Below are 17714 nucleotides of genomic sequence, written 5' to 3' on the forward strand. Positions count from 1 at the left end.
TAAACAATGCATTCACAGCAATCCCATTTTTCCCCGGCTCCAGACCAAGGGGCGCCGCCCTTCCAGGAAGGTCGCCGCCACCACCTTCCCGACGAAGATGGTGTGATCGCCGGAAACCAGGCTGTCAACAAGCCTGCATTCAAGGTTGGCGAGGGCGCCCTTAATTCTGGGGACACCAATCACCTCAGCCGGCTCGGTGGGGAGTCCCAGTTCCTTAACTTTGTCCACATCCCTCCCGGATTTCGTCCCGCAGAAAAGGGCGGCCTCTTCATCTCCCTCACCCATGACGGTGACCATAAACTCCCTTGATCTGACGATCATATCGTGAATGAAGCGCTGTGGTGCAATGGAGACCATCACCTGAGGAGGATCCCCTGATTCCTGGCAGATCCAGGCAACGGTGGTGATATTGTGTCTATCCCCATCCTTCGCCCCGATCAAGGCTACTGGAGCGGGTAGTGTTTGCAGTGCTTGACGGATTGCGCCCATGAGCAGAAAACCCCCCTCTACAAGCTTCCCTATACAATTTTAATTAACTCTGGAAGAAGATCAAGCAATGCTGGCATCACCGGCGGAAACCCTCGCCCAAAAATCCGGCACCTTGCCCACCTCGAAAACTCCGGTGTTCCCAAAAACCGCCCCGGCCATTTCCGCTCGCGACTAATTCCAGGCCAAAGAGGAGAACATCCTCTCGCCGACCTCTTTCAATTTCTCCGGGAAGGCCGTCCCTTCGGCAACCAGGGAGATGCGCAGAAACTGGCTGCTCTCTCCCTTCTTCTGCAGGATGTAATCCCGACCGGAAACGTGCCTGCCGTCCTGAAGCTGCGCCGCCCAGGAGACGAGAAAGCCCTGATACCTTTGATGGCTTATTTTTCGGTGCTCAAAGGAGGTAAAGTTATAGTTGCTGTTCATCTTGCTCCGCCTGATAAAGCCTTCCGGGTCAGCCACCCTCCAGATCTGGATATAGCCGCGATAGTTGAGGGCATCATCCTGCAGATAAGAGTTGAGAAGCAGCTCCCCGCTGCTGTAATAGTCCTCGGTGACGGCAGTGGTCGCCGGAAGGGAAATTCTTAAAGGCACGTCCTGATAGCGGTAACTCTTCGTCTCAACTTCGGGGGCAATCCGGTTGGAAACGGCGGCGATCACCCCCGATTCGGCACCGATGGCAAAGAGCAAAACTCCCAGCACGCCGGATATCGTCAGAAACAACAAGAACCTCTTCCTGATGTAGATCATCCTCTCACCCCACCTTTTTTGTAACAATTTAATGGAGAATGACTCCGGTTATGCCCGGCAGTATTTGTTAGCGGGATGGGCAGCATGGAGGGCGGCTTTTCTGGCACCGCAGCAGAGCAAGAGAACGACATTTACCTAGGTGAAGACAAGGCTGGATAGAGCCGCTCGCCGGAAAGGAAAGCAGTTTCCAGCGCGGCCGGCGACCGGGTGCTAACGGCTAACTGTCGGCAGGGTTCCAGCCAGGCCAGGTGCCAGCGCCGGGATGATCCGAAACATTTTTCCTAAAGGCCTCTTTAAGAAAAACAAGAAACCGGCCCCTCGAGGAGGGACCGGCGTTCTTCGACCAAACCGCTATTTGGTCACATTGACGGCACAGACCTTGGCAGCACAGACCTTCAGCTCCGGAATCTTAGCAATGGCATCGAATTTCGGGTTCGTCAGCCTGTTTATCGGTGTCTCCGCAAAGTGGAAGGAGGCGAAGACGACACCCGGCGGCACTGTATCCGTTACCTTGGCGGTGATCTTTATACTACCGCGCCGCGACTTCACCTTGACTTTATCCCCATCATTGATACCCAGGCGTCCGGCATCAGCGCTGTTAATCTCCAGGTAATCGGCAGGCATGAAGTCATTCAGAACGCCCTTCCTGGTCATGGTGCCGGTATGGTAGTGGTACAGGCGGCGGCCGGTGCTGAGGATAAAGGGATACTCCTCGTCAGGCTGCTCGTCCGGCGGAACGTGCTCCACAGCGTGGAACTTGCCCAGGCCGCGGCTGAACTTCTCGGCATGCAGGAACGGCGTCCCCGGATGATCCGGCGTCGGGCAGGGCCACTGGATCCCCTTCTGCTCCAGGCGGGAGAAGGAAATGCCTCCGTAGGACGGCGTCAGGCCGGCGATCTCGTCCATGATATCCGCCGGTGATGAGTAGCTCATCTGGTAACCCATGGCATTAGCCAGCCTGCAGATGATCTCCCAGTCCGCCAGGGCCTCTCCCGGCGGCTCTACGGCTTTCCGCACCCGCTGGACGCGGCGCTCTGTGTTGGTAAAGGTACCGTCCTTCTCTGCAAAGCAGGCGGCGGGGAGCACCACGTCGGCATACTGGGCGGTCTCCGTCAGGAAAATGTCCTGAACCACCAGAAAGTCGAGCTTTGCCAGCCCTTCAGCCACATGGCCGATATCGGCGTCGCTCAAAACGGGGTTCTCACCCATGATGAACATCGCCTTGACGTCCCCCTGGGCGGCGGCATTCATCATTTCCCCGACGGTAAGGCCCGCTTTCTCGGGGACGGTGCAGTTCCAGGCCTTCCCGAACTTCTCCCGCACCGCCGGGTCGGCAACGCTCTGGTAGCCCGTCAGAACGTTGGGAAGGGCTCCCATATCACAGGCTCCCTGAACGTTGTTCTGGCCGCGCAGCGGGTTGACGCCCGTCGACTCCCGGCCGATCTGGCCGCAGAGCATGGCCAGGTTGGCCACCGCAAAGACGTTATGCGTTCCACAGATATGCTGGGTCACACCCATGGTGTAAAGGATGGTGGCGCGTTCGGCTCCGGCGTAAGCCCTGGCCACTTCTTTAATCTTTTCCGCAGGGATTCCCGTGATCCCTTCGACATATTCCGGAGTGTATTTGGCAACGGTTTCCTTCAGAGCTTCGAAGTTTTCAGTGCGGTTGTTGACAAACTCCTTGTTCCAAAGATTCTCGTTGATGATCACGTTGGCCAGCCCGTTGAAGAAGGCTATGTCGGTACCCGGCTTCAGCTGCAGATGCTCGGTCGCCATCAGGGCAAAGTCCGTCTCCCGGGGATCGACCACAACCAGCTTTGCCCCGTTGCGAACGGCCTTGTTGACCTTGTAGCCGATCACCGGATGGCATTCCGCGGTATTGGTACCGCAGGCCAAGATGAAATCGGCTCCGCTTATTTCATTAATAGAGTTGGTCATCGCTCCGCTCCCGAAAGCTGCCGCCAGACCGGCGACTGTGGGAGCGTGTCAGAGGCGGGCGCAGTGATCGATGTTGTTGGTACCGATCACCGCTCTTGTGAACTTGCTTAACAGGTAGTTCTCCTCGTTGGTGCAGCGGGCCGAACTGAGAACAGCTATGCTGTCGGGGCCGTACATATCCTTTGTCTCTTTCAGCTTGGCAGCAACGAGGTTGATAGCCTCGTCCCACGTCGCCTCTTCGAATTTTCCGTTCCTCTTGATGAGGGGTGTTCGCAAACGGTCTTCGCTGTGGATGAACTGATAGCCGAAACGCCCCTTGACGCACAGGAAGCGCCCGTTGACATCCCCTTCAGGGTTGCCGGTCACCCCGATAACCCTGCCGTCCTTGACGTTGAGGTCAATGGTGCAGCCGGTGCCGCAGTACGGGCAAACCGTCTTCACCTTCTGGACCTCCCACCTGCGGCCCTTTCCGATCATCCCTTTCTCGGTCAGGGCACCGACCGGGCAAACGGCGACGCAGCTGCCGCAGTAAACGCAGTCGGAATCGATCATGGGGGTATCCATAAATGGTGCCGGTTTGGTCCTAAAACCGCGGTAGGCAAAATCCAGGACGCTTCTCCCCACGATCTCCTCACAGGCCCGGATGCAACGGCCGCAAACGATGCACTTATTCATGTCGCGGATGTAAAAGGGGTTGCTGTCTTCAAGGGGGTAGCTGTGCTTCTCCCCCCCGAAGATATCCCCGGTCACACCGTACTCGTAGCAATACTCCTGAAGCAGGCAGTCCCCGCTTTTTTCACAGGTCAGGCAATCCAGGGGGTGATTGGCAATAAGGAGCTCCAGTATTGTCTTGCGCGCTTCTCTGATCTGGGGTGTATTCGTCCTTATCACCATGCCATCGGTGCACGTCGTCACACAGGAAGCGGGGAGATTGCGCATATTTTCTATCTCTACGACGCAGAGCCGACACGCCCCAACCGGAGTCAGGTCCGGGTCATGGCACAAGGCCGGGATTTTAATCCCGATGGACTGGGCGGCTTCCAATACCGTTGTGCCCTCCGGGACCTGTACCGTCTGTCCGTCAATGGTGACGGTAACAAGAGCCACTTTTCTCACACTCCTTTTCCCCTATGATACCTTACAGTCGTAAAACGGCGCCCTGATTACACTTCTCAAAGCAGGTGCCGCACTTGATGCACTTCTCAGGATCGATCTTATGGGGCTCTTTCTTTGCGCCGGAAATTGCACCAACCGGGCAGGCTCTCAGGCAGCGCCCGCAGCCGATGCACTTTTCCTCATCAATACTGAATACCAGCAGTGCGGTACAGACATGGGCCGGGCACCGTTTGTCGAAAATGTGGGCTTCGTACTCATGCCGGAAGTAACGCAGTGTGGAAAGCACCGGGTTGGGTGCGGTGTTTCCGAGACCGCAGAGGGCAGTGGATTTGATCACCCGTCCCAGCCGTTCCAGGGTCTCGATATCCTCGGGAACCCCTTCACCGTTGCAGATGCGGGTGAGGATCTCCAGCATCCGCTTCGTTCCCTCCCGGCAGGGGGTACACTTCCCGCAGGACTCAGCCTGAGTGAAGTTCAGGAAGAAGCGAGCCAGGTCGACCATGCAGGTCGTCTCGTCCATGACGACGAGGCCGCCGGAACCCATCATGGCTCCCGCCTGGATCAGCGACTCGTAGTCAACGGGTGTATCCATCAGTTCGGCAGGTATGCAGCCACCCGAAGGCCCTCCGATCTGGACACCCTTATACTTTTTGCCCCCAACTATACCGCCGCCGATTTCGAAGATGATTTCCCTTAAGGTAATTCCCATCGGCACCTCGACAAGACCGGTGTTGTTCACCTTCCCGGTCAGGGCGAACACCTTGGTCCCTTTGCTCTTTTCGGTGCCCATGGCGGCGAACCAATCTGCCCCCCTGGCGATGATCACCGGCACATTGGCATAGGTCTCCACGTTGTTGATGTTGGACGGCTTGTTAAACAAACCGCGCTGCGCCGGGAAAGGCGGCCTTACCCGGGGCATCCCCCGCTTGCCCTCGATGGAAGCCATCAGAGCCGTTTCCTCGCCGCAAACAAACGCTCCGGCCCCTTCTTTGATGTGCAGGTTGAAGGTGAAATCCGTTCCCAGGATGTTTTCCCCCAGCAAACCGAGCTCTTCCGCCTGGGCAATGGCGATCTTCAACCGCTTGATGGCCAGCGGGTATTCGGCACGGCAGTAGATGTAGCCCTCCCGGCACCCAATGGCATAGGCGGCAATCGCCATCCCCTCGATCAAGCTGTGGGGGTCGCCCTCCAGAACGCTGCGATCCATAAAGGCACCGGGGTCACCCTCGTCGGCATTGCAGATCAGGTATTTGAGGTCCCCCGGCGAACGGCGGCAGAACTCCCACTTCAAACCGGTGGGGAAACCACCACCTCCACGGCCGCGCAGCCCGGAACGCTTAACCTCTTCGATCACCTGTTCCGGAGTCATCTCAAAAATCGCTTTTTCTAAAGATTCATAGCCCCCTCTGGCAATGTACTCCTGAATTTTCTCCGGATCGATTGAGCCGCAGTTCCGCAGGGCAACACGGCACTGCTTTTTGTAAAAATCCAGCTGCTTGTAGGTCGGAATTCGGGTCTCGTCAACAGGAGCCTTGTAAAGCAGGCGTTTGACAACACGGCCGTTTATCAAGTGTTCGCTTACGATTTCCGGAACATCTTCTGGTGTCACCCTGACGTAAAAGGTACCTTCAGGATAAACGATCACCAGAGGGCCCGTCTCACAGAATTCGTGGCAATCGGTCTCAACAAGTTTAACTTCCTGTTCCAGTTTGTTTTTTTCGAGCTCCCTTTTGAAGGCTTCCCGAACCTGCTGGGAACCCGAAGAAGTACAATTCGTACCCCCACAAACCAGAACATGGGCTCTGACCAAGTGCACCTCAATCCCTCCTTCCTCAGAAAATCCGCTAGATCTCTTCAAAGCGGGCTATTGCCAGGTCTTCGACGATCTTTCCGTGCATAACGTGGCCGACGATGATCCTCGGCACATCCGACGGCCTGACCTTCCTGTAGGTGATGCGATCCTCTCCGGGCCGCTGTACGTCTACCAGCGGTTCCTGTTCACACATCCCTATACAGCCCGTTTGAATGACATTAACCTGCAGGTTGCGCTTGTTGACCTCCTCGAGAATCGCCGCCATTACCTCGCGCGCCCCCGCCGCAATACCACAGGTTCCCATTCCGACGAAGATGCTGGTCTTCTCCATACTCCGTTCCAGCATCTGTTTTTTGGCTTCCTCACGATACTTAATCAGTTCTTCCCTGCTTTTCAGCTTCATAGTGCCGCACCCGGTCTCAACCGGCAAACGCCGACCTCCACGACCCCATCAGGATCATGGCGGAACCTGGTGTCTTCACCTCCCTTCGCGAGTTAAGAGGTTGAAAAACTATTGATACCGCTCGACAATACCCTTCAACTTGTCCGGAGTCAGGCGCCCATGAGTATCGTCGTTGACCATGATGACCGGAGACAAACCACAGCAGCCCAAACAGGCAACGGTCTCCAGCGTAAAGCGCAGATCCGGAGTCGTTTCCCCATTGCCGACGCCGAGCTCTTTCTGCATCTGCTCAAAAATCCTGGCCCCGCCGCGCACATGGCAGGCCGTACCAAGACAAACCCTGACAATGTTGCGCCCGCGCGGGCTGAGGTGAAACTGGGCATAAAAAGTAGCGACCCCAAATACCCGGCTTGGAGGCAGCTTCAACTCCTTGGCTATCCGCAGAAGCACCTCTTTCGGCAGGTATCCGTAAATGCTCTGTGCTCCCTGCAGGATCGGAATAAGAGCCCCTTTCACACCACGCCACTTCTCAAAAAGCTGCTGCAGTTCCTTTTCCTTCTGGGCATCCCCGGCAGGTTCCGCACAGCAGGCTTCAGACATCTGATCCCCCTCCCTTCTCTTTGCTTTAAATAACCTGTTGCCAGGATCATCATCCTGACAACAGGGAACAACCGTCTCCGTTAACGGCAGGGCATTATAAAGTCTTCCGCTCACAACCTCTTTTCCGACCCGCTCAAGGGAGCAGATCGGGAAAGCTATTGGGAATTTCGGAGCTTAACCCTATTTTCTTTAAGAAGTCTATTCGACAGGGAAACGAAAAAACCTCCTGGAATGATGAAAAAACCTGCAAAGTATTTCCGATCAGTTAACTGGTTAATATTACCGCTTGATTTATTATGTAAACAATGCCACAATTACAAAAAAATATGCCGAATCCGCACAAAAAAACAAAACTGGGAGCAAAGTGCGGTACGGGGGAACCGTTTTCGGGCAACGCCTGCACGGCGTGCCCAGGGGTGAATCGCTGCCGGAAGCTTGCTAGTCCGGTAGCGTAGGGACAACCTTTCAACCGAACCCATCAGCTTACCCCGGAGGCAAAGAAAGGGAGGAAGAGCTTTTGAGAGTATCGTTGCGCAAGCTGCTGTTGTCATTAGTCGGTTTGGGTTTGGGTGTTCTCTCCTTTGCCGGCGTCGGACATGCCGCCGACTACCACATCGTCGAGCCAGGCGATACCCTCTACCTGATTTCCCGCGATTACGGACTCACCCCATCTGATCTGATGCGGGCCAATAACCTTTCCGGCACCTACATCGAACCCGAACAGATCATCGTCATCCCCGACCGGTACACGGTCAAAAGCGGGGATACCCTTTACCTGATCGCCAAAGCTCACGGCACCAGTGTCGACGCCCTGATGTCTCTCAACAACCTGAAGACTGACAGCATCTACCCAGGGCAGGTCATCCTGCTCCCGCCTGTGACGGCAGCCAAACCCGGAAAAGCCTACACCGTCAAGAAGGGGGATACCCTTTACCTGATCGCCAGGGATCACGGCACCAGCGTCGATGCCATCATCTCCCTCAACAACTTAAAAACAACACATCTCGAAGTGGGACAGGTTCTCACCCTGCCGGAATCGGGGGATGACGGCAGCAGCGTACCACCGGGCAGCGGGTCCACTTTTCAATACACGGTGAAGAGCGGGGATACCCTTTACCTGATCGCCGTCTCCTACGGGACAACGGTGGAGGAGATAATGTCTCTCAACAATCTCCGGACGACGGAGATCTACCCGGGACAGGTTCTCACCATCCCCGGAAACGGCGGTGGCAGCACGCCCTCCGGGACCTCGTACACCGTTCAATATGGGGACAGCCTCTATCTGATCGCCCGGGCCTACGGTACAACGGTTGAAGCGCTGATGGCGGCCAACGGCCTCTACTCCACGGAGATCTACCCGGGTCAGACCATCCTGATTCCGGGAAGCCGGTCGGGCCAAACGCAAACGAACCCGCCCTCCCGTGGCAGCTACAGCGTCTCGCAGCAGGAGGCCTACCTGCTCGCCCAGCTGATCACGGCTGAGGCCGCCGGAGAGATCTTCGAAGGACAGGTCGCCGTCGGCGCCGTCGTGCTCAACAGGGTGGCCGACCCCAGATTCCCCAACACCATTACCGGGGTCATCTACGAGCCCTGGCAGTTCGAACCGGTGATGAACGGCACGATCTACATCACACCGGACCCCATGTGCATCCGGGCTGCAGAGGCGGCCATCGCCGGGTGGGACCCGGTAGACGGAGCGCTCTTCTTCTTCAATCCGGACAAGGCCTACGGAGAGTTCTTCTCCACCCTCACCTACGTGAGAAGAATCGGCAACCACGTCTTCTACAAGTAGCAACACCGGAAAATTCAGGAGTCCGGCTTAACCAAATCGATTATCTTTAACGAAGGAAGGCCTTTCCCAAAAATGAGGGGGAAGGCCTTCCACTTCCCTGCCTTTCAGGTGACAATATCTACCTTCCCTCTGGTGCAACGCCGCAGTTCCCACCAGGGGCGCCCGAGGAGGTCTCTTCCCCACCGGTCAAAGGCAATACCGGGTAGCAGCACGAGATCGAAAACATCGCCCTCCTCCTCGACAACCCTGTTGAGCGCCCTTCGAAAATCGGAGAGGGTAAGGAGCCCCGCAGAGGCGATAGACCCCCCAAAAATGACGCTGGGAACGGCGCGGATCTGCACCTGCGCCCCGGAACGGCACAACTCCGGAAGGATGCTTTCCAGGCGCGGCCTGCCCCATACTGAGGCCAGCAAGAGCGCATTCCCGGCCCGGTTGTTCGCGATCGCACCGGCAAGCCTTTTGACCAGATCCCTATCGATGTCGTAATTCATAACGACTCCCGGCGCTTCCCCCCTCCCTTTCCGAAAAGAAACCCGCCCCCTGCCCTCGATGTCGAGGACGGGGCACCTCAACCGTTCGAGCAGCCTGTAAGCCTCAACCCGGGAGCGCACATCCTTACCGCGCACCCTCTTTATCACATCCCCTCTTCTTATACCAGCAGCGGCGGCAGGCGATCCCGGAATGACCCCTTCCACCTCAGCTCTGAAGGGTTCTGCATCTCCCCCCACTGGAGCGGGCTCCATGATGAGGGGTGTTGCCGAGAGGGCGGCCTCTTCCTCCACGAACTCCTGTAGCCGGCGGTACATCTCCTGCGGCGGGAAGCGAAGGAAGCGGGGAGCGTATCTTGTGAAACCGGGGAGAAAGATGCGCACCGTCCTCGCCCCGTTATCCCGGAGAAAACGCCAGCTTCTTCTGATGTCTTCCCACCCCACCAGTTGCGGGCAGGCGACAATGCTCCCGTGATAGGGCATCCCCAGTTCGGCCATCCAGGATGCCGCGGCCAGAACGCTACCAGAATCATCACCCATCAAGATCCGCCTACCTGATGGTGTGGCGCTGTTCAGCGAAAGGTTGACCACTACGGGCTGCAGTTCAGAAAGCCGTTCGACCCCGACACGGTTGAGCAGTTTTCCGTTCGTGGTAATCTGTACAGGTGTGCGCGGATAATATTTGCGTACCAGCTCCATGATCTTCCAAAACTCCGGATGCGTCAGAGGCTCGCCTTCACTGATCCGGGAAGCGGCCTCCCCGATGATGATCTTGCGGTGCGGGTTTAAGAGGGGAATCAATCTCCTGACCAGAGGCAGGGGGAGAGGAGGAATGGAAAAAACCTCAACCCCCGGGGGATTTTGGGCATTGCTGCAGAAAAGGCAGCGGAGATTACAGGTTGAGGTAAGGGGAAGGATGTTTTCATAACGAACCGACTGCGTCAAAAGCACACCGAGCACCGGGTATTCCCTCCATCCGATCGGCCGTACAGCAACAGCTCCTTAATCACTCGCAGATAAGAAATCCTCCCGCCGCGGTATCTTATGATCATGCTGCCGCGGCCGGTTCATTCTAGCTGCCTCCCCTTCGGGCGGCACAGCCTTCGCGGGGCAGCCTTTTCAAAACGAAATAGAAGACAGCACCTGCCGCCGCCAGGGCTAAAGCCGCTAGAGATGCCGTTGCCGGGCCGCCGGTGATCTGGGCGTTCTCGCGCAGAAGCTCAATTCCGGCCCTTAAAAGGCCGTAAAGAATGAGAAAAAGGGAAAAAATCTGCCCCTGAAAGCGGATACCCTTGCGGGTTTTCCATTCCAGAAAGGCAAAGATCAGGAGTCCCGCCAGAACGGAATAGAGCTGCGTGGGGTGGCGCCGCAACCCGTCTACCACCGGGAAAACCACACCCCAGGGTAGGTCGGTGGGTCGACCGTAGCAGCAGCCGTTTAAAAAACACCCGATGCGGGCTACCGCATAACCCAGGGCCACAGCCGGCGCCACCAGGTCGAGAAAACCCAGGACGGGGATTTTCGCCTTGCGCAGGAAAATGACGGACGCTAATAATCCCAAAATAAAGGCACCGTAAAAGGCCAGCCCCCCTTCTTGCAGCATGAAAATGCGCCCGGGGTGTTCCAGATAATAACGGGGGTCATAAAGTAAAATATAGGCTAGGCGGGCGCCAATGACCCCGGATATCACCGTGACCAGGACCAGGTCGATAACCGTTTCCGGGGATCCCCCCCTCCTCTTCACCCTGTTCATCAAATAAAGGGTAGCAACGATAATTCCCAGAGCAACAAAAAAACCGTAGCTGTAGATATTAAAATTACCCAGATGTATGAGAACAGGTCGCATGACAACCCCACCCGCCAATCAATATGCTGAAAATATCCACATATCCACAAAGTTATCCACATGCTATGGGGATAGCTATGTGGATTTTTCTGCGGCCTTTCGGAAGGCACCCTTTCATTTATCCCCAAAAGTAACAGGACCTAGGTTATTATGTCTACCACCTGGGACCCGCCCAGGACTGCTCCTAAACCTTTATTCACAAGGCACCAGAGGATAATGAGCGAACGCCTCCTGAGACAGGGACGCCCTGTGGCCTGCCAGATAGTGATAATATCCAGCACAGGCCACCATTGCCGCATTATCCGTGCAAAGCCTCTTCTCCGGGAAATAAAAATCCAGCCCTTCCTCGGCCGCCCTCTTTTCAAAATGCCGCCGCAGAGTGGAATTGGAGGCAACCCCTCCCGCCAGGGCGACTTTACCAACGCCCGCCTTTTTCGCCGCTAGGAGCGCTTTTTCGACCAGCACGTCCACAATTGCTGCCTGAAAACTCGCCGCAACATCCGGCAGGTAAGGAGAGGTACCCTCTTCTCTGAGCCGGTTAAGATAATTTATCACAGCAGTCTTAAGGCCGCTGAAGCTAAAATCCGTACTGCCCTCCTCAAGCCAGGCTCTGGGAAAGGGAATTGCACAGGGGTCTCCAGCGGCCGCCAGTTCCTCCAAAGCAGGCCCACCCGGGTAAGGAAGCCCAAGCACACGGGCAATTTTATCAAAGGCTTCACCTGCCGCATCATCCCTCGTTGCGCCGAGCAGCCGGTACTTCAGGTGATCCTGCAGGAGAATAAGGCTGGTGTGCCCCCCTGACACCACCAGGCAGACGAAGGGCGGTTCCAGCTCCGGATGGGCGAGAAAGTTGGCATAAAGGTGGGCTTCCAGGTGGTGCACCGGTACAAGGGGGATCTTCAAGGCATAAGAATAGGCCTTGGCTGCAGCAACGCCGACCAGCAAGGCCCCGATTAAACCGGGCCCCACAGTGACGGCCAGACAGCTGATGCTGGAAAAGCCAAGGCCGGCTTCTTTTAAGGCTTCATCCACAACAAAGGTGATCCTGTCCAGATGCTGCCTCGAGGCGACCTCGGGAACGACCCCCCCGAACCGCCTGTGCACCGCTATTTGAGAAGATATAACACTGGACGCAATCACACGGCCGTCCCCGACAACGGCGGCTGAAGTCTCATCACAGCTCGTTTCGATGCCCAGTACCCAGGTGTCTGGCATTCTCCTGTCTCCCTTAATTCCAAAGCTTAACGAAAGAATCACAAATCCTCGTCTTCTCGATCGAACTCCAGGTCGTCCGGGTTCTTGCCGGTATCCGCCGGCCAGTCCCCGGCAATCCGCCCGGCTTTTTTCTTCCCCCGCTCTACGGAGAGTTTTTCTGCGCCTGGCACCAAAGCCACCTCCATTCCGGGTTTTTAGGGTTATTATGTGCGTCTTAAGAGGGAATTATCGATCGGGGCGCCAGGCCAGGCGCTCCAGGAGGCTCTTCGGCGACATCTTCCTAACCTCCTCAGCAGGCACCTCCACCCGGATATCCAAACTGAGGAGATCGCTCTCTCGGACTTCAGGTATAAATTGGCGCGGCAGGTGCAGGACGACTCCTTCGTCACCGAGAAGCACAACCACCTGCTCACCCTCGATTCGGTCAACTACCCCCCTGATAATCACCCTGGTCATCCTCCTCCCGGTTTTCCCAACCCCGCAGTTGGAGCAGCATTACGTAAGCGTCTTCCCGCGTCTCCGCATAGTAGTTTCTGCGGATGCCGATCTTCCGAAATCCCAGACTGGAGTAGAGCTTAATGGCAGGAATATTGGATACCCTCACCTCGAGAACCATGGTGTCAACCCCATGCTCCCTGGAGTAATCGATCAAGAGGTTCATGAGCATCCTGCCGTAGCCGCAGGACCGGTACTCAGGGGCAACGGCAACGGTGGTGACGTGAGATTCCCCGGCAAACATCCACATGCCGGCGTAGCCGATAATTCTCCCCTCCAGCAGGAGCACAAAGTAGTGGGCGTATTTATTCTCCAGTTCACTAAGAAAAGCCGTTTCGGTCCAGGGAGCAGGGAAGGAACTCCGCTCGATCCGGAGCACCTCATCGAGATCCCCTTTTTCCATATAACGCACCGCAACGCGGTCAGCTATCTTTCCCATCTGATTGACACCGTACAGCAGGTGGTTTGACGTAAAGAGCACGTACCGCTCCCGGGTCCTCTCCCCCCTTTTCCTTTAAGACTTCCAGTCCCATCACTGCAACCAGTTCAGCCCGTGGCCACATCCGGGAGGGATCGGCCAGAGCCGCCCGGTCACCCAGGTATTGCCGGAATATCTCCCAGTATTCGAGGGCACCGTCCCCTGCGAAGGTGACGCCAGCCACCAGCTCCCTGCCAAGCCTCTGTGCCAGATCTAACGGTCTGAGAGCCAGGTAGCCGCTCAGGCGCTTGATACCTGCACCTGAACTGACGTAAAAAGCCGTATACACCTCATCCCTGCGGGCACACAGCAGCGGGCAGATGAGCCCGCTTGTGCCCTGAAGCCCGCGAGCCAGGACATCCAGTGTGGGGACTCCCGCCACGTTCTTGCCGGTGGCATGGGCAAGCGCCTTGCAGGTTGCGAGGCCTACCCGTAAGGAGGTAAAAGACCCTGGGCCGACCGCTGCTGCGTATCCGTCTATCTCTTCAAGAGAACAATCGAGTCCCCGGAGCAGAGAGTCGATCAGAGGGAGCAGATGCTGCATATGCCCCTGTTTCGTGGTAAGGGCGAACTCCCCCAGAACCGCCCCTTCCTCCGCCACCGCAACTGAAACCAGCGGGGTAGAGGTTTCTATTCCCAGGACGCGCATCGGTCTGCCAACTCCTTTACCAGCCCTCCATAACGGCTGCCATGGGGAATAAAGCGGAGCAACCGCTCGTTCTCCACCCGGCCGCGATCGATCACCACCTCCAGGTAGCTCTCCGGAAGCGCTTCCGGAATCCGGTTACCCCATTCGATCAGAATAACACCGCCCCTGCTGAAGTAATCATCCCAGCCGATATCCTCAAGCTCCTGATAGGAATCCAGGCGGTAGAAATCACAGTGAAAAACCGTCAAACGGCCGCGGTATTCCTGGACGATGAGAAAGCTCGGGCTGGAAACGGTGTCCACTACGTCCAGTCCGGCGGCGGCCCCGTGTACGAACACCGTCTTTCCCGCTCCCAGCTCACCAACCAGGGAAACAGTATCACCGGGCTTAAGGAGCCTGCCCAGCGCATACCCCACTTTTTCCGTAGCCGCCGGGCCGGAGGACCGGATTTCCCACAAGGAAACTCACCACCTGCAGTCTTGAGGTTAATTATATCCTTAATCAGCATCGGCAACAAGAATCAGACCCATTCAGGTAGATCCGGGGCAGCCTGACGCTGAGCATACACAGCACTTCATAGGTGATGGTGTCCAGCTTCTTTGCCAGTTCCTCGGCGGTAATCTCCTCCTCACCCTGCCTGCCCAGCAGAACCACCTCATCACCCTGTTTCACATCGGGAATATGGCCGACATCCACCATCAACTGATCCATGCAGATCCGCCCGACGACAGGAGCGCGCACCCCCTTGACGAGAACCTCGCTCTTGCCGGATAAAAGCCTGGAGTAGCCATCCCCGTAGCCAAGAGGCACTGTGGCGATGCGCGTCCTCTGCCTGGTGATAAAGGTGCCACCATAACTAATTCTGCTCCCTGCAGGGACCTCCTTAACGAAGGCCAGGCGCGCCTTCAGGCTCATCACAGGCTTCAGGCTGATCAGGTCATGCCTGACGTGGGAGGACGGGTAATAGCCGTAAATGGCGATCCCCGGCCGCACCAGATCCAGATGGGTGAAGGGAAGGTCGATAAGAGCAGCGGAGTTGGCGCAGTGTTTCCACCTGATGAACAGCTGGCGCGCCGCCAGTTCTTTCAGAAGGTGCTGAAATCTGGCGAACTGCTCCTCCGTATAGGACTTATCCTCCTCATCGGCCGTCGCAAAATGGGTGTATATGCCCTCCACCTCGAGCCCCGGCAGCCGGGCCAGGCGGCAGATCACCTCCAGGGTGTCCCGGTTCGGATAGAAACCGAGGCGCCCCATTCCGGTATCGATCTTTATATGGACCTTCGCCCTTTTTCTCAGGCGACGGGCGGCGGCAGCCAGGGCCACGGCGTCCTCCCAGGCCGTCACCGTCTGGCTGACGTCATTTCGGACGACATCTTCGGCGTATTCCCTCGGGGTATAACCGAGCACCAGAATAGGAGCGGTGATCCCCTTTTCCCGCAATGCCAGTGCCTCCTGCAGCAGGGCTACGCCCAACCAGGAGGCACCGCTCTTCAGAGCCGCCCGGGAAACCTCTTCCAGCCCATGCCCGTAGCCGTTGGCCTTGACGACGGCCATAACGTCCGCCCGGGGGTTGGTGATCCGGCGCAGCTCCCGCACATTGCTGCAGAGCACCGATAAATCGATCTCGATCCAGGCGGGGCGCTTCATCCCCGCCAGCTCCGTTTCCGGCGGGCCAGCAGCTCCAGCACGACCGGGATCTCTTCCAGCAGGTCACCCGCCACCAGCCCGGCCATCCCCTTTTGCCGGGCGATGCGGTCGGCCGCCAGCCCGTGGATAAAGGCTCCGGAAAAAGCGGCTTCAACAGGGGCTATGCCCTGGGCCAGCAATCCGGCCACCAACCCCGCCAGCACATCTCCGGTGCCCCCCGACGCCAGCCCCGGGTTGCCGGTGGGATTGATGAAAACCGGGCTCCCCGGCGCCGCGATAACCGTGCGGGCACCCTTGAGGACCACCGTTGTTCCCCATTCCCTGCTCGCCCGCACCGCAACACCGATGCGGTCGGACTGAATCTCCCCTACACCCGTTCCGCAGAGGCGGGCCATCTCCCCCGGGTGAGGGGTAAGGATCCATCGCTTTCTGCGCTCGGCAAACAGCGGGTCGGTAAGAATTCTCCTGTCGCGGGCCAGAATGTTGAGAGCATCGGCATCGAGAACCGCGGGCAGGTCCGTCCTTTCCAGGAGCTCCCGGAGAAAGGACACCGTTCCCTCCCCCTGCCCAAGGCCGGGGCCGACGGCCAAGACGGTTGCCCGCCCGAAAAGCCCCATCAGCGCGGCACAGGCGCCGGCGTCAAACCCTCCGTCTTTCCCCGGAGCCGGGAAGGTCATCACTTCGGTCAGCTTGGCCGCAGCGACGGGGTAAAGGTCTTCAGGCACAACTGCCGTCACCAGCCCTGCCCCGCTGCGCAGGGCAGCATTGCTCGCCAGAGCGGCGGCGCCGGTATAGCCCCGCGTCCCGCCGATCACCAGCACGTGCCCGAAGTCCCCCTTATGCTGGGTGGGAAGGCGCTCGGGCAGCGCCGCCGCCACCATCTCTTCATCGACCAGGTAATAGTTTCCTCCTTCTTCCGTCTTTAATTCCGGAGGGAAGGAGATATCACCGACGACGACCTCTCCGGCATACTGCGCACCCGGCTCGAGATAAAGCCCGATCTTGGGCATCCCCATGGTAACCGTGACTTGAGCGCGCACGCAGTCTCCGGCGACGCGTCCCGTATCCGCCTCCAGACCTGACGGCAGGTCCACCGCCACCACCGCTTTCCCGGCTTTATTGACAAGCCTGATCAGCGAAGCCACCGGTTCGCGGGGAACACCGCGAAAACCGGTTCCGAAAAGGGCATCGAGAACGAGGTCGGCGCCGGCAAGCATTTCTTCGACCTCCCGGAGCCGTTCCGGCTCCAAAACCCGCAGGGGTATTCCCATCTCAGAGACGATCTTTAAATTCACCTCGGCGTCACCGCCGTAAGAATCCGGGGGAGCGGTGATCAGGATCTTTACTTCCGCGCCCCTGTTAAAAAGGTGCCTTCCTACCACGAAGCCGTCCCCGCCGTTATTCCCGGGCCCCGCAAGGATCAGGATCCTTTTCCCCTGCGGCTTATTATCCCAGAAGCGCTTCAGGATCACATCGACGATGCTGAGCCCGGCGTTTTCCATCAGAAGCAAACCGGGGATGCCGAAGCGCCGCGTGGCCTCCCGGTCGAGTTCCCGCATCTCATCGGCCTGGACGAGTCTCATCCGATCCCCCACCTTCTCTAACAGTATTGCCGTTCTTCTTTCCCAATACCAGCACAACAGCACAGGCATATTCCCTGCTGTGCGTGAGGCTGACCGGCAGGCTCTCTACCCCGCACCCTCTGGCGAGCCGGGCGGCCCTTCCCCTGAGGGCGATCTGCGGCCGCCCCCGGTCCATGACCACCTCGATTTCCCGCCAGGGCACCACACCGGGCATAACCGGGCTTAAAGCCTTCCGGGCCGCCTCTTTAGCCGCAAAACGGGCGGCCAGAGAGGCCCCCGGCCTCCCCCGCCCTGCGCAGTATTCGAGCTCCGCAGCGGTATAAAGGCGCTCCCGCAGGCGGCGCCACCTGGCCAGGGCGTTTTCCACCCTGGCAATCTCGATCACGTCGATACCGATACCTAAAATCACGATTTC

18 protein-coding genes and 1 riboswitch are annotated in these 17714 nt (G+C 57.8%); of the genes, 1 reads left to right on the top strand and 17 read right to left on the bottom strand.

Features of this window, described 5'->3' with window-relative positions; genetic code table 11:
* Positions 1-12: 12 nt before the first annotated feature.
* The 6 genes from TPH_RS09150 to nuoE form a co-directional block, all read right to left on the bottom strand.
* Positions 13-489 carry a flavin reductase family protein gene (locus TPH_RS09150; protein WP_015050913.1) on the bottom strand — a complete coding sequence of 159 codons (477 nt, stop codon included), beginning with the start codon at positions 487-489 and terminating at the stop codon, positions 13-15.
* A gap of 171 nt (positions 490-660) precedes the next feature.
* On the bottom strand, positions 661-1236 hold the full coding sequence (locus tag TPH_RS09155; protein WP_015050915.1) for a hypothetical protein: 576 nt from the start codon (positions 1234-1236) through the stop codon (positions 661-663).
* A gap of 351 nt (positions 1237-1587) precedes the next feature.
* Entirely contained in the window at positions 1588-4281 is a 2694-nt protein-coding gene (gene fdhF, locus TPH_RS14810; protein ID WP_081578719.1) for a formate dehydrogenase subunit alpha, read from the bottom strand.
* Between the two features lie 31 nt (positions 4282-4312).
* Positions 4313-6106, bottom strand: coding sequence for an NADH-quinone oxidoreductase subunit NuoF (nuoF, locus tag TPH_RS09170; protein ID WP_015050918.1), 1794 nt, complete (start codon positions 6104-6106; stop codon positions 4313-4315).
* Positions 6107-6134: 28 nt separating this feature from the next.
* Complete coding sequence (locus tag TPH_RS09175; protein ID WP_015050919.1) at positions 6135-6533, bottom strand: (2Fe-2S) ferredoxin domain-containing protein; 399 nt, start codon at positions 6531-6533, stop codon at positions 6135-6137.
* 81 nt (positions 6534-6614) lie between these two features.
* Complete coding sequence (nuoE, locus tag TPH_RS09180) at positions 6615-7220, bottom strand: NADH-quinone oxidoreductase subunit NuoE (protein ID WP_236608777.1); 606 nt, start codon at positions 7218-7220, stop codon at positions 6615-6617.
* A 203-nt stretch (positions 7221-7423) separates the two neighbouring features.
* A riboswitch (cyclic di-AMP (ydaO/yuaA leader) is annotated at positions 7424-7619 on the top strand.
* Between the two features lie 4 nt (positions 7620-7623).
* Here nuoE and TPH_RS09185 point away from each other — a divergent pair.
* Positions 7624-8898 carry a LysM peptidoglycan-binding domain-containing protein gene (locus TPH_RS09185; RefSeq protein ID WP_015050921.1) on the top strand — a complete coding sequence of 425 codons (1275 nt, stop codon included), beginning with the start codon at positions 7624-7626 and terminating at the stop codon, positions 8896-8898.
* Between the two features lie 104 nt (positions 8899-9002).
* Here TPH_RS09185 and TPH_RS09190 read toward each other — a convergent pair whose 3' ends face one another.
* The 11 genes from TPH_RS09190 to acpS all read right to left on the bottom strand — a co-directional run bounded on the left by TPH_RS09190 (position 9003) and on the right by acpS (position 17708).
* On the bottom strand, positions 9003-10346 hold the full coding sequence (locus TPH_RS09190) for a radical SAM protein (RefSeq protein WP_015050922.1): 1344 nt from the start codon (positions 10344-10346) through the stop codon (positions 9003-9005).
* A gap of 112 nt (positions 10347-10458) precedes the next feature.
* Complete coding sequence (gene lgt, locus TPH_RS09195) at positions 10459-11232, bottom strand: prolipoprotein diacylglyceryl transferase (RefSeq protein WP_015050923.1); 774 nt, start codon at positions 11230-11232, stop codon at positions 10459-10461.
* Between the two features lie 192 nt (positions 11233-11424).
* On the bottom strand, positions 11425-12447 hold the full coding sequence (tsaD, locus tag TPH_RS09200) for a tRNA (adenosine(37)-N6)-threonylcarbamoyltransferase complex transferase subunit TsaD (RefSeq protein WP_015050924.1): 1023 nt from the start codon (positions 12445-12447) through the stop codon (positions 11425-11427).
* 38 nt (positions 12448-12485) lie between these two features.
* The gene (locus tag TPH_RS16210; RefSeq protein WP_015050925.1) at positions 12486-12617 is read right to left on the bottom strand and encodes a hypothetical protein; all 132 of its coding nucleotides are present in this window, start codon (positions 12615-12617) and stop codon (positions 12486-12488) included.
* A 55-nt stretch (positions 12618-12672) separates the two neighbouring features.
* Positions 12673-12903: a DUF3006 domain-containing protein gene (locus tag TPH_RS09205; RefSeq protein WP_081578647.1), complete on the bottom strand. Its 231-nt coding sequence runs from the start codon at positions 12901-12903 to the stop codon at positions 12673-12675.
* Positions 12872-13381, bottom strand: coding sequence for a ribosomal protein S18-alanine N-acetyltransferase (gene rimI, locus TPH_RS09210; protein ID WP_236608778.1), 510 nt, complete (start codon positions 13379-13381; stop codon positions 12872-12874). The genes TPH_RS09205 and rimI overlap by 32 nt, the downstream gene beginning before the upstream one ends.
* On the bottom strand, positions 13365-14069 hold the full coding sequence (gene tsaB, locus TPH_RS09215) for a tRNA (adenosine(37)-N6)-threonylcarbamoyltransferase complex dimerization subunit type 1 TsaB (RefSeq protein WP_015050928.1): 705 nt from the start codon (positions 14067-14069) through the stop codon (positions 13365-13367). Before tsaB ends, rimI begins: the two co-directional genes overlap by 17 nt.
* Positions 14051-14527, bottom strand: a complete 477-nt coding sequence (tsaE, locus tag TPH_RS09220; RefSeq protein ID WP_015050929.1) for a tRNA (adenosine(37)-N6)-threonylcarbamoyltransferase complex ATPase subunit type 1 TsaE — start codon at positions 14525-14527, stop codon at positions 14051-14053. The genes tsaB and tsaE overlap by 19 nt, the downstream gene beginning before the upstream one ends.
* A gap of 43 nt (positions 14528-14570) precedes the next feature.
* Positions 14571-15716 (bottom strand): alanine racemase, encoded by a 1146-nt coding sequence (gene alr, locus TPH_RS09225; protein ID WP_015050930.1) that lies wholly within the window; start codon positions 15714-15716, stop codon positions 14571-14573.
* Complete coding sequence (locus tag TPH_RS09230) at positions 15713-17299, bottom strand: bifunctional ADP-dependent NAD(P)H-hydrate dehydratase/NAD(P)H-hydrate epimerase (RefSeq protein ID WP_015050931.1); 1587 nt, start codon at positions 17297-17299, stop codon at positions 15713-15715. The genes alr and TPH_RS09230 overlap by 4 nt, the downstream gene beginning before the upstream one ends.
* Positions 17277-17708 carry a holo-ACP synthase gene (gene acpS / locus TPH_RS09235; RefSeq protein WP_015050932.1) on the bottom strand — a complete coding sequence of 144 codons (432 nt, stop codon included), beginning with the start codon at positions 17706-17708 and terminating at the stop codon, positions 17277-17279. Before acpS ends, TPH_RS09230 begins: the two co-directional genes overlap by 23 nt.
* Positions 17709-17714: the final 6 nt, after the last annotated feature.

This window comes from Thermacetogenium phaeum DSM 12270, from assembly GCF_000305935.1.
Taxonomy (GTDB): Bacteria; Bacillota; DSM-12270; order Thermacetogeniales; family Thermacetogeniaceae; genus Thermacetogenium; species Thermacetogenium phaeum.